We start from the raw sequence: 13,164 nt of genomic DNA on the forward strand, positions 1-13,164 counted from the left end.
CATATCAATACGATTGCGAGCCCGTCGGCGCCCGCCGGCCCCATTGTGCTGCGCTGCAATTTCTCCTATCGGGCCGGCGACCTTTCGCTGCTTGCCGGTGGATATCCTGCGCGCCATCAGGGTCGCACCTCCGGCACGTCACAAGAATCCGACGAAGAGACCATAATGTCCCTCACACATTTGCAACGGCTTGAAGCCGAGAGCATCCACATCATGCGCGAAGTGGTGTCCGAAGCAGAAAAGCCCGTGATGCTCTATTCGATCGGCAAGGACAGCGCGGTGATGCTGCACCTCGCCAAGAAGGCCTTCTACCCTTCGCCGCCGCCGTTCCCGCTGCTTCACGTCGATACCACTTGGAAGTTCAAGGACATGTACGCCCTGCGCGAAAGAAGCGCCGAGGACGCGGGCATGGAACTGCTCGTCCATCAAAATCCCGAAGCCGCAGAGATGGGCATCAACCCCTTCGATCACGGCCCGCTTCACACCGACATGTGGAAGACACAAGGGCTGAAGCAGGCGCTCGATAAATACGGCTTCGACGCGGCCTTCGGCGGCGCGCGCCGCGACGAGGAAAAGAGCCGCGCGAAGGAGCGTATTTTTTCCTTCCGCACCGCCAGCCACGGATGGGACCCCAAGAGCCAGCGCCCCGAGCTGTGGAACCTCTACAACGCCAAGAAAAAGAAGGGCGAGAGCATCCGCGTCTTCCCGCTCTCTAACTGGACCGAGCTCGACATCTGGCAGTACATCCATCTCGAGAACATCGAGATCGTCCCGCTTTACTATTCGGCCAAGCGCCCGACCTTCGAATACGAGGGCGGCCTGTTCATGGCCGACGATATCGAGCGGCTTGAAAAGGTCATGGGCAAGAGCCCCGAGATTACCGAACGTTCGATCCGCTTCCGCACGCTCGGCTGCTTCCCGCTGACCGGCGCTGTCGAAAGCGAGGCTGCGACGCTGCCCGAAATCATCCAGGAAATGCTGCTGACGACGACTTCCGAACGGCAGGGCCGCGTGATCGACAAGGATTCGGGTGACGCTTCGATGGAGAAGAAGAAGCAGGAGGGCTACTTCTGATGACCGATCCCATCTACAAGACCGACGCCCTCATCGCCGAGGATATCGACGCCTATCTGGAGAAGCACCAGCACAAGACCATGCTGCGCTTCATCACCTGCGGCAGCGTGGATGATGGCAAGTCGACCCTGATCGGCCGCCTGCTCTACGATTCCAAGATGATCTTTGAGGACCAGCTCGAAGCGCTGAGCAACGATAGCAAGAAGGTTGGTACGCAGGGCCAGGAAATCGATTTCGCGCTGCTGGTGGACGGCCTCGCCGCCGAGCGCGAGCAGGGCATCACGATCGACGTCGCCTATCGCTTTTTCTCGACCGAGAACCGCAAGTTCATCGTCGCCGACTGCCCGGGCCACGAACAGTATACGCGCAACATGGTGACCGGGGCCTCGACCGCCGACCTCGCCTGCATCCTGATCGATGCGCGCAAGGGCGTGCTGGTCCAGACCAAGCGCCACAGCTTCCTTTGTCACCAGTTGGGCATCAAGAACCTCGTCCTGGCCGTGAACAAGATGGACCTGATCGATTACGACCAGCAAAAATACGACGCAATCATCGCGGACTACAAGGAATTCGCGGAAAGCATCGGAATAGAAAGCTTCACCGCCATCCCGATTTCGGGTCTTGCGGGCGACAACATCACCTCGCGGTCCGAAAAGACCGCCTGGTACGATGGTCCGACGCTGATGGAGCATCTCGAAGCGGTCGAAGTCCGCTCGGACGCGAACCTCGGCAAGCCCTTTCGCATGCCGGTGCAGTGGGTTAACCGCCCGAACCTCGATTTCCGTGGCTTCTCCGGCCTCATTGCGACTGGCAGCGTCAAGCCGGGCGACAAGGTCCGCTCGCTGCCTTCGGGCAAGACCAGCACGGTGAAATCGATCGTCACCATGGATGGCGATCTGGACGAGGCGATTGCCGGCCAGTCGGTCACCGTGACGCTCGAAGACGAGATCGACTGCTCGCGCGGCGACGTTCTTGCCGCTGCCGACAGCCCGCCCGAAGTCGCCGACCAGTTCGAAAGCACCATAGTCTGGATGGACGAGGAGCCGCTGGTTGTCGGTCGCGCCTACTGGATGAAGCTCGGCACGCAGATGGTCAGCGTGACCGTTGCCGAGCCGAAATACGAGATCAACGTCAACACGATGGAGCATCTCGCGGCCAAGACGCTCGAGCTGAACTCGATCGGCGTCAGCGAGATCACCACCGACAAGCAGATCGTTTTCGATCCCTATGGCGAGAACCGCGCACTTGGCGGTTTCATCCTGATCGACAAGATCACCAATCGCACCGTGGGTGCGGGCATGCTGCATTTCAGCCTGCGCCGCGCACAGAACGTGCACTGGCAGGCGGTCGACATCACGCGTGACGATCACGCGGCGATGAAGAACCAGCGCCCGCGCGTGCTGTGGTTCACCGGCCTGTCCGGCTCGGGCAAGTCGACCATCGCCAACGAGGTCGAGAAGAAGTTGGCGATCATGAACCGCCACACCTTCCTGCTCGATGGCGACAATGTTCGCCACGGTCTTAACAAGGATCTGGGCTTTACCGAAAGCGACCGTATCGAGAATATCCGCCGCATCGGTGAAGTGGCCAAGCTGATGACCGATGCGGGCCTGATCGTGCTGACCGCGTTCATCAGCCCCTTCCGCGCCGACCGCCAGCTGGTCCGCGACATGATGGGCGAGGGCGAGTTCATCGAGATTCACGTCGACACGCCGCTCGAAGTGGCCGAAGCGCGCGATGTGAAGGGTCTCTACAAGAAGGCGCGTGCAGGCGAGCTGAAGAACTTCACCGGCATCGATAGCCCCTATGAAGAGCCCGAGGAGCCGGAAATCCGCGTCAACACGGTGGCGATGAGCCCGGAAGAGGCCGCGGATTACATCATCAAGCAAATCCTGCCGCTCAAGTAAGGCGAGACCACAGAAACATGATCCTGTTTCGCGGGCGCGAAGCCCATTCGCGCAGCTTCGCGAAGGCTGTCAGCTGGCGCATCCTCGGCAGCCTCGACACCTTCGCAATCAGCTGGTTTTTCACTGGCAACCCCAAGGCGGCAGGTGCCATCGCTTTCACCGAAGTGGTGACGAAGATGGTACTCTATTACGCGCACGAGCGCGCCTGGGCGAACGTGTCCTGGGGTTTTGCGAAGGACGAGCCGAAAACGGAAAGAGCAGCCTGATCAATCGACGAAATCGTCGACGCGCTCGATGATGATGGCGGGCGCCATGCCGCCCGCCGCGCACATCGTCACCAAGCCATAGCGCTTGCCCTGCCGTTCGAGTTCGTCGACCATGGTGCCGATCAGGATCGATCCGGTTGCGCCAATCGGGTGGCCCAGTGCGATCGAGCCGCCATTGACGTTGACCTTGTCCCAGTCGAGTTCGAGATCGCGCACAAACTTGGCGGCGACAACGGCGAAGGCTTCGTTGATTTCGTAGAGGTCGATGTCGTCCTTGGTCAGGCCGGCCTTTTCGAGGACCTTTTTCGCTGCCGGGACAGGCGCGTTCAGCATGAGTGTGGGATCATCGCCCATGTTTGCCGTCGCCACGATGCGTGCTCGCGGTTTCAGCCCGTGCTTCTGCGCATAATCCTTGCTCGTCACAAGCACGGCGGCCGCGCCGTCGACCACGCCCGAGCTGTTACCCGCGTGGTGGAAGTGCCGGATTTCTAGGTCGGGATACTTGGCGTTGACGAGGCCAGCAAAAGTTGTCCCGTTCTTGTCCAGGGGGACATTGGCTATCTTGGCGAAAGCGGGTTCGAGTTCGGCCAGGCCCTCGCGCGTGGTTTGCGGGCGTGGGTATTCCTCGCGGTCGAGCACCACCGTCCCTTCGTCATCCAATACCGGCACAACCGACTTGTCGAAACGGCCTTCCTCGATGGCCTGCGCAGCGCGCTGCTGGCTGCGATAGCCGACTTCGTCCAGTTCCTCGCGGGTGAAGCCTTCCATCGTAGCAATCGCATCGCCGCATACGCCTTGGTGGCTCTGCGGATGGCTGCGCATCAGGCGCTCGTTATAGCTGCCCATCATGGGCGGCCGTAGCCCGGCGGCCATCTTGTCCTTCGTCATCTGTGCGGTAAGGCTCATCATTTCTGTCCCGCCCGCGACGACGCAATCTTCCATCCCGCTCATTAACTGCGCTGCGGCCAGCGCCACCGAGGTGATCCCGCCTCCGCAGAACCGGTCGAGCGTGGTACCCGAAGAGGTGATGTCGTAGCCCGCATCGAGCGCTGCCATGCGGCCCATATCGCCTGCCTGCATTCCGTCCTGCGTGCTGACCGACCAGATCACGTCGTCGACCGTGCTGGTGTCGAGATTGTTGCGGTCCTTGATCGCCTTCAGGCAGGTTGCCGCAAGGTGCTGGGGATGCATCGCCGCCAGCGCGCCCTTGCCCTGCTTGCCGATCCCGCGCGGGGTGCGGACGGCGTCGATGATATAGGCTTCGGACATGGCGTGTTCCTCTCTCGGCTGGTCGAATATTGCGGCAATTGCCGGTTGACGTTTGCGTAAACCTCCCGCACCACTCGCGCAAGAACAGTTTCAAAAAGCAATGGAGAGAGCCAGACCATGTCGGATGAAGTCCTGACCGAAGTCGACGACGGTATCCTGATCGTCACGATCAACCGTCCCGAAGCCAAGAACGCGATGAACAAGGCGGCTGCCGAGGGCGTCGCTGCGGCAATGGACCGGCTTGATGCGGATGACGATCTGCGGGTTGCGATCCTCACTGGCGCGGGCGGCACTTTCTGTTCTGGCATGGACCTTAAGGGCTTCCTGCGCGGCGAATCGCCCAGCATCGAAGGACGCGGTTTCGGGGGAATCACGCAGAAGGGTCCGAAGAAGCCCCTGATCGCAGCTGTCGAGGGCTATGCGCTCGCCGGCGGCATGGAACTGATGATTTCCTGCGACCTTATCGTCGCCAACAAGGATGCGAAATTCGGCATTCCCGAGGCCAAGCGCGGCCTTGCCGCCGCTGCTGGCGGTCTGATGAAGCTACCCGACTTGATCCCGCCCAAGATTGCGATGGAACTCGCATTGACCGGCGACTTCATTTCCGCAGAGCGTGCCTATCAGCTTGGCCTGCTCAACCGGGTGGTCGATGGCAGCGCGCTCGATGCGGCCAAGGAACTGGCGGCCAAGATCAACGAGAACGGCCCGCTTGCAGTGCGCGTCTCTAAGCAGATAATCGAGGATTCGCGCGGCTGGACTCCGGAGAACCGCTGGGATGAACAGGCCAAGCTGCTCCCGCAGGTTTTCATGAGTGAGGACGCGCGCGAGGGTTCTCTGGCCTTTGCCGAAAAGCGCAAGCCCAACTGGAAGGGGAAGTAAGATGAGCGTTCTCGACGTACCCCAGCCCGAGTTCATGGATGACGAGGAAATCTCGATCTTCGCCGATGCCGTGGGCAAGTTCTACCAGCAGCACGCTCCCGAGAAGCGCGTCCTGAAATGGCGCGAGGATGGCCAGGTCGAGCGCGAATTCTGGCGCGAGGCCGGTGAGGCAGGGCTGCTCGGCGTGTCGGTGCCCGAGGAGTACGGCGGTCACGGCGGCGACTTCCGGCACGAGATGGTGGTTATCGACCAGCAGGCGAAACACAATGTCGAAGGCTTTGCTGCCAGCCTGCACAACACGGTGATCCTGCCCTATCTCGTGCGTCACGGCACCGAGGAGCAGAAGAAGAAATACCTCCCCAAGCTGGTTACCGGCGAGCTGGTCAGCGCGATTGCCATGACCGAACCGGGCGTCGGCTCGGACCTGCAGAGCATTACCACCACTGCGCTCAAGGATGGGAACGGCTACCGCATCAACGGAGCCAAGACCTATATCTCGAACGGCCAGACCGCCGATTTCATCATCGTCGTCGCCAAGACCGATCCCAAGGAACGCGCCAAGGGCATCTCGCTCATGCTGCTTGAAACCGAGGGTGCCGAAGGTTTCCAGCGCGGCAAGAAGCTCGACAAGATCGGAATGGATGCGGCGGATACGTCGGAGCTGTTCTTCGATGACGTGTTCGTGCCTAGCGATGCCGTTCTGGGCGGCGAAGAAGGCAAGGGCTTCTATCAGCTCATGGGCGAGCTGCCTCAGGAACGCCTCATCATCGCCATGGGCGCGATGACGGGGATCGAGAAGGCGCTGGAGACGACCATGGATTTCGTCAAGAACCGCAAGGCCTTCGGCCAGACGATCTGGGACTTCCAGAACACGCAGTTCGTGATGGCCGATCTGAAGGCACGGGCCACCGCGGCACGAATATTCGTCAACGATTGCATCGCCAGGCACCTCAAGCGTGAACTGAGCGTCGATACGGCTTGCATGGCCAAGTACTGGGTCACCGAGTTGCAGGGCGAAGTGGTCGACAAATGCCTCCAATTCCACGGCGGCGCCGGCTTCATCAACGACTACCCGATTGCGCGCATGTACCGCGACAGCCGCATCACGCGGATCTTCGGGGGATCGAACGAAGTCATGAAGATGGTGATTGCGCGCTCCATGTAACTTGTCGCTAACTCTCCCCGCGCTAAGGTTAACGCCTGAGCAATGGTGGAGTGGGGACGCTGCAGTCTCGCAAGGCAGAACGGGTATCGCGCCGGGGTATGATCGTGGCAGGCTTTATCGCCTGCGCGATGGTGCTGGGTGGCGGCGGTTCGCCAAGTCCCGCGGCCGAGCTGGCTGTGCAGATTGCGTTTGCTGCGGCGCTCCTTCTGTGGGTCTGGTGGGCTCGTACCAGCGATAGCCGGGTGGCAAGGTTGCCGCGACTGCTGTTCTGGCCGGGTGCGGCGCTGCTCACCTTGCCGCTCTTGCAACTCGTCCCCCTGCCTCCTTCCGTATGGCAGGGATTGCCGCAGCGAGAGCTCGAGGAGGCGACCTTGTCGCTCCTTGGCCAAGATGGCACCTGGCGCGCCCTCTCGATAAGCCCGCCTGTAACCCTCGCCGGCCTCCTGGCGTTGATTCCGGCGGTCGGAGTGATGTGGGCGACCTCGAAACTAGGCGCGCGTGACCGCCAGAGGCTGGTTCTCTCGATCGGTTTTCTCGCACTTCTCGGTGCGTTCCTGGGCGCACTGCAAATGGCAAGCGGGCCAGAGGCGTTCCGCTTCTATGAACGTAGCCACAGGGGCTGGCTGACTGCCTTCCATGCCAACCGAAATGCGGCCGCCGATGTCCTCTTGATCGGTTCGCTTGCGTTCGGCTCGTGGTACGCCCGCACCCGTGCGGACATCGACGCATCCCGTCGCCGACTGCCCCTTTTCATCGCGGGCCAGGTGGTGTTGCTGGTGGCGCTGGTGCTCACCGGTTCGCGCGCCGGCATCGCGCTCGGTGGAGTGGCCCTGGTATTCAACTGGCTCATGCTGCGACCTGCCGACCTCGACCTACGCACGAGGGCATTATTCGCAGGAGTGGCCGCTGTAATCCTTGGCCTGCTAGCCATGCCTCTTGTCCTTTCCGGCAATTCGCGGTTGGCGCGGGTTGCGGATCGGTTCGACGTTACCGGAGATGCACGCATCCCACTGTGGCGCGATTCAATCGATACTCTGGCCGGTTTCTGGCCGGCAGGAAGTGGGGTCGGGACCTTTCCCAAGGCATTCCAACCGTTCGAGAGCTTCGAGTATCTCGATCCCGCCTTTCCCAACCGGGCGCATAATGACTACCTCGAATTTTTCATCGAGGCCGGACTAATGGCGATGCCGATCCTTTTGGGAGGAGCACTTGCGATTATAGCGCTTGCCCGGCGGGCATGGAAAATGTCGCCGGAAGAACACGCAGTGCAATTGTTTGCCGGTGGGACGCTGGCCGTCGTTGCACTTCATTCAATCGTGGATTATCCGCTGAGGAACATGGCAATCGCCTGTCTCGCGGGGGTCGCGGCAGGATTGCTAACCGTCACGCCGCGTCACAAAACGCCGCGCAGCGGTACAGAGGGACGGGACGAATTACTATGACGCAAACGCTCGCCAAGGCAGCCATACTGAGGCTGTCGGCGCTGCTCGCCTTCGGGCTGCTGGCGGCCTGCCAGAAACCGATCGATCCAGTCATGCCCGCGGGCCAGGCCGGTTACGATGCGGTCGCAGTCGATCCCGTCAATCTCCTCCCAGAACGCTATCCGCTCGGCCCCGGCGACAAGATTTCCGTGCGCGTTTACGGAGAGACCGAACTTTCGCTCAGCGAGATCATCATCGACAATGCCGGTTTCGTCAGTCTCCCCCTCGTCGGAGATTTGCGGGCCGCCGGGTTCACTGCCAGCGAACTGGCGCGCAATGTCGAGGCTGCCTATGCGGCCGAGTTCCTGCGCGATCCGCAAGTGAACGTATCGATACTCGAAGCCCGCAAACGTACGATCACTGTCGAAGGTGAAGTCAAGGTTCCGGGCGTATTCCCATACGCTGAAGGGCAGACGCTTCTGACGGCGCTGGCCTTGGCGCAAAGCCCGACCGAGAGAGCCAAGCTCGATGAGGTCATCGTATTCCGCACTATCGGCGGGCAGCAGAGTGCCGGGCGTTTCGACCTGCGGGATATTCGCGGCGGGCGGATGCCCGACCTCGCGCTCGTGCCAGGCGATGTCGTCGTGGTTGGCTATTCCTCGGTTAAATCCGCTTACCTCGACGCAGTGAAGGCCTTGCCGGTCATCGGACTGTTCAGGCCGATTACCTGATGGACACGCAAGTGAACCCCGCAACCACCATGACACGCGTACCCGTAACTGGCGAAACCGCCCTGAGCTCGGCCCTACGCCATGTGCTGGCCGCAATCCGGCGTAACCTCTGGCTGGCGCTTGCCATTGTCGGTGCAGCACTGGCGCTGGCGATCGTTGCAACCATGCTGGATACGCCACGTTACGCTGCTACCTCCTCAGTGCAGATCAATGACCAGAGCGACGAAGTCCTTGGCGCGGATTTCGAAACACAGATCGCGCCGCCTTCGGATTGGGACACCGAGCGCTTCCTCAACACCCAACTCGACGTCCTGCGCTCGCGTGCGCTGGCGGAGCGGGTGGCCGATGCGCTTTCGCTCGCCAATGACGAGCGGTTCTTCGCTTCGCTGGAGATCCCTACCAGCCAGGTGACCGGTACCGATGCACAAAACCGTGCATGGGTGATCAGCCTGCTGCGGGATAATATGGATGTCGAACTGCGCCGCTCGACACGCATTGCGCTGATCACTTTCACCAGCACCGACCCCGAAATGTCGGCACGCGTTGCGAATGCATTCGCCGAAGAATTCATTCAGCAGACGCTCCAGCGCCGCTTCGACAGTTCGTCCTATGCGCGCAATTTCGTCTCCGAGCAGCTCGACGAAGCACGCCAGAATTTGGAAGAGAGCGAAGAGGCTCTCAATGCTTACGCACGCAACGTCGGGCTATTGCGGACGCGCGATGCTATTTCGCCGACCGGACAGGAAATCGAGGCCGGTACGGTTACATCGACCACTCTGCTCCAGTATAACCAAGCCGTGATCCGCGCACGCGAGGCCCGCATTGCGGCGGAATCGCGGTGGGACGCGGTGCGCAATTCGGGCCTGCTTTCTTCCCAGCCGGTGCTTTCCAACCTGACCGTGCAATCGCTGATGACAAAGCGGGCGGAACAAGAGAGCCAGCTGCAGGCTGCCCGTGACCGCTATCTCCCCAATCACCCTGCGATCGCGCGGCTCGAAGCCGATATCGCAGGGCTGGATAACCAGATCGAACGGACTGCGAACAGTGTCCGTCAGTCGATCCGCGCCGAATACGAGGCAGCTGCGAATGCCGAGCGACGGCTTGAAAACCAGCTGAGCCAGGCTCGCGGCGCGACATTGGCCGAACAGGACCAGTCGGTTCGCTACAATGTGCTCGCGCGTGAAGCCGATACGGCCCGTTCAATCTATGACGGCTTGCTCCAGCGCTACCGCGAACTGAACGCTTCTGCGGGCATCACTTCGAGCAATATCGCAATCATCGACCGCGCAGAGGTGCCTTCGACGCAATCCTCGCCAAGCCTGACGCGGAACCTCGCTATCGGACTGCTGATCGGACTGGCGCTTGCCGGACTTGCAATCTTCCTGCGCGACCAGCTCGACGACGTGATCCACATCCCCGAAGATATCGAGGACAAGCTCGGCCTGCCGTTGCTCGGTGTCATTCCGCGCGCCTCCGACGGCGATGCACTCGAGGCGATGGAAAATCCGAAATCGTCCGTCACCGAAGCCTATAATTCCATGCGCGGTGCGATGCTTTATTCGACGCCGCAGGGCCTGCCAAAGGTGATTGCCGTGACCAGCGCGCAGGCATCGGAAGGCAAGAGCACCACCAGCATCGCCATGGCGACCGGCTTCGCGCGGATCGGTATTTCGCCGCTCCTCATCGATGCCGATTTGCGCCGGTCTTCGCTTCACCGCACGCTAGGCGTAGCGGGCGATCGCGGAGTGACGGACCTGCTCACCTCGCAAGACGATCCGGCAAGTGCCATCGTCACTATTGAACAGGGAGATGCGCCTTTCGACTTGCTCCCTGCAGGCCCGCTGCCTCCGAGCCCGACCGAGCTCGTCGCGTCCCCGCGCATGGCCCAGCTGCTCGAAGGTTTCGCCGGGCAATACGATGTCGTGATCATCGACAGCCCGCCCGTGCTCGGCCTCGCAGATGCACCGATGCTGGCATCGATCGCCGATGGCACGGTATTCGTCATCGAGGCCGAACGTGGTCGGAGCGGCTCGCTCAAGGCTGCCCTGCGTCGCCTGCGCAGCATGGATCCGCAAATCCTCGGTGCCGTCCTTGCGAAGTTCGATCCAGGCCGGTCGGGCAATCGCTATTCGGCCTATTCGCATCGCTATTACTACACCTATGACGCGCCGGAGAGCGCCCGTTCGTGAACCGGCGCGGGCGCATCGCGGTAACGCTGGCAGCGCTCGTTTTCGCCGTCCTTGCGACCGCATCGGGCATTGATCGAAGCGCTGCGGAAGCGCCGCGACTGGCTGCACTCCTACCCGAGGCCATGCGTGCCGAGACCTGGCGAGTGCAGTCCGAAGCGGCTCTTGCCCGGGGGGACAGTCGAGCGGCATCTGAGGCTGCCGGAAATTCCCTGGACGCCGACCCAGTCGACCCGCGTGGGGCCAGCCTGCTCGCCACAGCGGTCCTGGCCGATGGAGATCGAGAGGGAGGCGCAAAGGCATTCGCCGCTGCCGACCGTCTTGGTCTGCGAACGCCGCTCGTCCAGGCCTATTTCTTCGAGACGGCACTTGCCTCCGGCGATGCCAAGGAGGCGGCGCGCAGGCTGGACACGCTGTTGCTGGTCAATCCCTCGATGGCGGGCATCGACTATTTCTTCACCGCGCTTGAAGCGAGCGATAGCGGGCGGCGCCAGCTTGGCCAAAGACTGACGAGTGATCCCCTGTGGTCGCGCGCTTACCTTACCGGATTCCAGTCCGATGATGCGGTGCTCGTTTCTCGCGCCCGCTTCCTGGGCGACAAGGCGTCCGGAATTCAACTGGGCTGCGGCAGGATCGAACCGATGCTCCGCGAACTGGCGGTCCGGAACTTGCGCAGCGAGGCGCAGCGGCTCGCGCAAGTCCAGTGCCCTTCGCGCGCTGCCGCACAGGCACTGGCCGATCCCGGCTTCGAGGCAGTTGGCGAGGACGATGCGTTCGGCTGGCGCAGGCATGCGAGCGGGGATGTGCGGATTACCGAGGTCGGGGAAAGAGACAAAATGGTCGAGATGGAAAACCGTGCGGGCAGCACACGGCTGGTCCTTTCGCAGCCGGTTGCGCTGGAGCGCGGGGAGTACCGGATATTCGCCAGTATCGCGGCCGAGAGACCGGATGCGCTGGTAGTATCGGTCGACTGCGGCGAACCTGCACGACCTACGCGGGGCAGCGGCTCGTTGGGTCGTGGCCAGCTGGTGCAGGCCTCAGGTTGCAGCGACGAGGTGCTCGGCATCTGGCTTAGACCGCGAAGCGGGCAGGTGAGGATCGACAATCTGCGCATTTCGTCGGTGGGTGATCATGCAGGCGATTTGCCCTCGAGCAGTGCCAAGTAGAAGGCTTCCCAGACCTCTGCGATAGTGTCGGGTGAAAAGGGCCCGCCGGCAAGGCCCCTAGCCGCTTCAGACATCGCTTCCCAGTCCGCCTCGGCCACGTTCAGTCCCTTGACCAGTGCCTCGCATATCGAGGCGCGGTCGGTGCCGCATTCGATCGCAGCGCCGGCTGTGAAGCCTTCGGGCAGGTGGCAATGCTCGGTCATGATAGTGGGCACACCTGCGCTCCATGCCTCGAGCATCGCCATCGGCAGCCCTTCGCTGAAGGAGGGCAGCACTACGAAACGGGCGAGGTCGAACAGTGCCGCCTTCTGGCCCCCGAAGGCCGTCCCGACGAACTCGATGCTCGCTTCCTTGTGGTCGCGCATCGCATGTTCGAGCATGTCGATGCCCGCATCGTCTCCCCAGCCGGCGATGGTCAGCGTGGCGTCTTCGGGCAGCTTGGGCTTGGCCGCGATCCATGCCGACAGCAGGGCGGCGATGTTCTTCTTCTCGTGGATACGCCCGATGTAGAGCACGTTCGGGCCGCGCGGCAGGTCGCTGTCGGATGAGAGCGGCGGAGCGGGGTTGGGGATCGTCGCCACCTTCGCCCCGCGTGTTTCGTGCACGATGTCCTGCGCCTCCGCTTCGGTCAGCGCGTGGAAAGCGGTTGCCGAGTTCCAGGCGCTGCGTTCCCACAGGAAACGCGCGAGGTGTTTCTTCCAGCTGTTGCGCCTGGTGATCCACGGGTCGAGCATGCCATGAGGGCTGATGACGACGGGTTTGTGCGTCGCTTCTGCCCAGTCGCCTGCGAACTTGGTGGTGAACTGCCAGATGCCGTGCAGGTGGACGAGGTCGAGATGCGCCGCATCGAGCAGGCCCGGCAGGTCGGGCGCATAGGCGAGCGAGGCAAATCCGGACTGGTCGGCGAGGTGGGTTTCGATACCCTCCAGCCGCCACGCATCCTCGGCGCTGGCTTCCTCGCGCACTCCCAGCACGACTGGCGCCGCGCCGAGGCTCTTCAGCATCTCGGCCTGCGCGACGACCGCCTCGAACACGCCGCCATTGCGACGCGAGACCCACGAGGAGAGCAAGCCTATCCGCTTGCCCGTCAGTGGTCCTTC

General features: G+C 62.1%; 11 protein-coding genes. 9 read left to right on the forward strand and 2 right to left on the reverse strand.

Features of this window, described 5'->3' with window-relative positions; translation table 11 throughout:
• The first annotated feature begins 45 nt into the window (after positions 1 to 45).
• From cysD to K3178_RS03405, 3 genes are read left to right on the forward strand one after another with little or no spacing between them, the layout of a single operon-like run.
• Positions 46 to 1,074, forward strand: coding sequence for a sulfate adenylyltransferase subunit CysD (gene cysD, locus K3178_RS03395; RefSeq protein WP_425594602.1), 1,029 nt, complete (start codon positions 46 to 48; stop codon positions 1,072 to 1,074).
• Positions 1,074 to 2,981, forward strand: coding sequence for a sulfate adenylyltransferase subunit CysN (gene cysN, locus K3178_RS03400; protein ID WP_221569966.1), 1,908 nt, complete (start codon positions 1,074 to 1,076; stop codon positions 2,979 to 2,981). The genes cysD and cysN overlap by 1 nt, the downstream gene beginning before the upstream one ends.
• A 17-nt stretch (positions 2,982 to 2,998) precedes the next feature.
• Positions 2,999 to 3,247 carry a DUF2061 domain-containing protein gene (locus tag K3178_RS03405; protein WP_221569967.1) on the forward strand — a complete coding sequence of 83 codons (249 nt, stop codon included), beginning with the start codon at positions 2,999 to 3,001 and terminating at the stop codon, positions 3,245 to 3,247.
• Here the strand turns inward: K3178_RS03405 and K3178_RS03410 are convergent, their stop codons facing one another.
• A complete protein-coding gene (locus tag K3178_RS03410) occupies positions 3,248 to 4,516 on the reverse strand; it encodes an acetyl-CoA C-acetyltransferase (RefSeq protein WP_221569968.1) in 1,269 nt (422 codons plus the stop codon).
• 117 nt (positions 4,517 to 4,633) lie between these two features.
• Between K3178_RS03410 and K3178_RS03415 the strand changes: the two genes are divergently transcribed.
• From K3178_RS03415 to K3178_RS03440, 6 genes are all read left to right on the forward strand, one after another.
• The gene (locus K3178_RS03415) at positions 4,634 to 5,395 is read left to right on the forward strand and encodes a crotonase/enoyl-CoA hydratase family protein (RefSeq protein WP_221569969.1); all 762 of its coding nucleotides are present in this window, start codon (positions 4,634 to 4,636) and stop codon (positions 5,393 to 5,395) included.
• Position 5,396: 1 nt separating this feature from the next.
• Entirely contained in the window at positions 5,397 to 6,560 is a 1,164-nt protein-coding gene (locus tag K3178_RS03420; protein ID WP_221569970.1) for an acyl-CoA dehydrogenase family protein, read from the forward strand.
• Positions 6,561 to 6,658: 98 nt separating this feature from the next.
• The gene (locus K3178_RS03425; protein ID WP_221569971.1) at positions 6,659 to 8,002 is read left to right on the forward strand and encodes an O-antigen ligase family protein; all 1,344 of its coding nucleotides are present in this window, start codon (positions 6,659 to 6,661) and stop codon (positions 8,000 to 8,002) included.
• Positions 7,999 to 8,712, forward strand: coding sequence for a polysaccharide biosynthesis/export family protein (locus K3178_RS03430; protein WP_221569972.1), 714 nt, complete (start codon positions 7,999 to 8,001; stop codon positions 8,710 to 8,712). The genes K3178_RS03425 and K3178_RS03430 overlap by 4 nt, the downstream gene beginning before the upstream one ends.
• A 29-nt stretch (positions 8,713 to 8,741) precedes the next feature.
• On the forward strand, positions 8,742 to 10,901 hold the full coding sequence (locus K3178_RS03435) for a GumC family protein (protein WP_221569973.1): 2,160 nt from the start codon (positions 8,742 to 8,744) through the stop codon (positions 10,899 to 10,901).
• Positions 10,898 to 12,064: a tetratricopeptide repeat protein gene (locus K3178_RS03440; RefSeq protein ID WP_221569974.1), complete on the forward strand. Its 1,167-nt coding sequence runs from the start codon at positions 10,898 to 10,900 to the stop codon at positions 12,062 to 12,064. Before K3178_RS03435 ends, K3178_RS03440 begins: the two co-directional genes overlap by 4 nt.
• Here the strand turns inward: K3178_RS03440 and K3178_RS03445 are convergent.
• Complete coding sequence (locus tag K3178_RS03445; RefSeq protein ID WP_221569975.1) at positions 12,028 to 13,134, reverse strand: glycosyltransferase; 1,107 nt, start codon at positions 13,132 to 13,134, stop codon at positions 12,028 to 12,030. The genes K3178_RS03440 and K3178_RS03445 overlap by 37 nt on opposite strands.
• Positions 13,135 to 13,164: the final 30 nt, after the last annotated feature.

This window comes from Qipengyuania sphaerica, assembly GCF_019711595.1.
Taxonomy (GTDB): Bacteria; Pseudomonadota; Alphaproteobacteria; order Sphingomonadales; family Sphingomonadaceae; genus Qipengyuania; species Qipengyuania sphaerica.

Coding starts and splice junctions, on each gene's coding strand:
- K3178_RS03420 (WP_221569970.1), top strand. CDS start 5,397: ATGAGCGTTCTCGACGTACCCCAGCCCGAGTTCATGGATGACGAGGAA.
- K3178_RS03415 (WP_221569969.1), top strand. CDS start 4,634: ATGTCGGATGAAGTCCTGACCGAAGTCGACGACGGTATCCTGATCGTC.
- K3178_RS03410 (WP_221569968.1), bottom strand. CDS start 4,516: ATGTCCGAAGCCTATATCATCGACGCCGTCCGCACCCCGCGCGGGATC.
- cysN (WP_221569966.1), top strand. CDS start 1,074: ATGACCGATCCCATCTACAAGACCGACGCCCTCATCGCCGAGGATATC.
- K3178_RS03405 (WP_221569967.1), top strand. CDS start 2,999: ATGATCCTGTTTCGCGGGCGCGAAGCCCATTCGCGCAGCTTCGCGAAG.
- K3178_RS03435 (WP_221569973.1), top strand. CDS start 8,742: ATGACACGCGTACCCGTAACTGGCGAAACCGCCCTGAGCTCGGCCCTA.
- K3178_RS03425 (WP_221569971.1), top strand. CDS start 6,659: ATGATCGTGGCAGGCTTTATCGCCTGCGCGATGGTGCTGGGTGGCGGC.
- K3178_RS03430 (WP_221569972.1), top strand. CDS start 7,999: ATGACGCAAACGCTCGCCAAGGCAGCCATACTGAGGCTGTCGGCGCTG.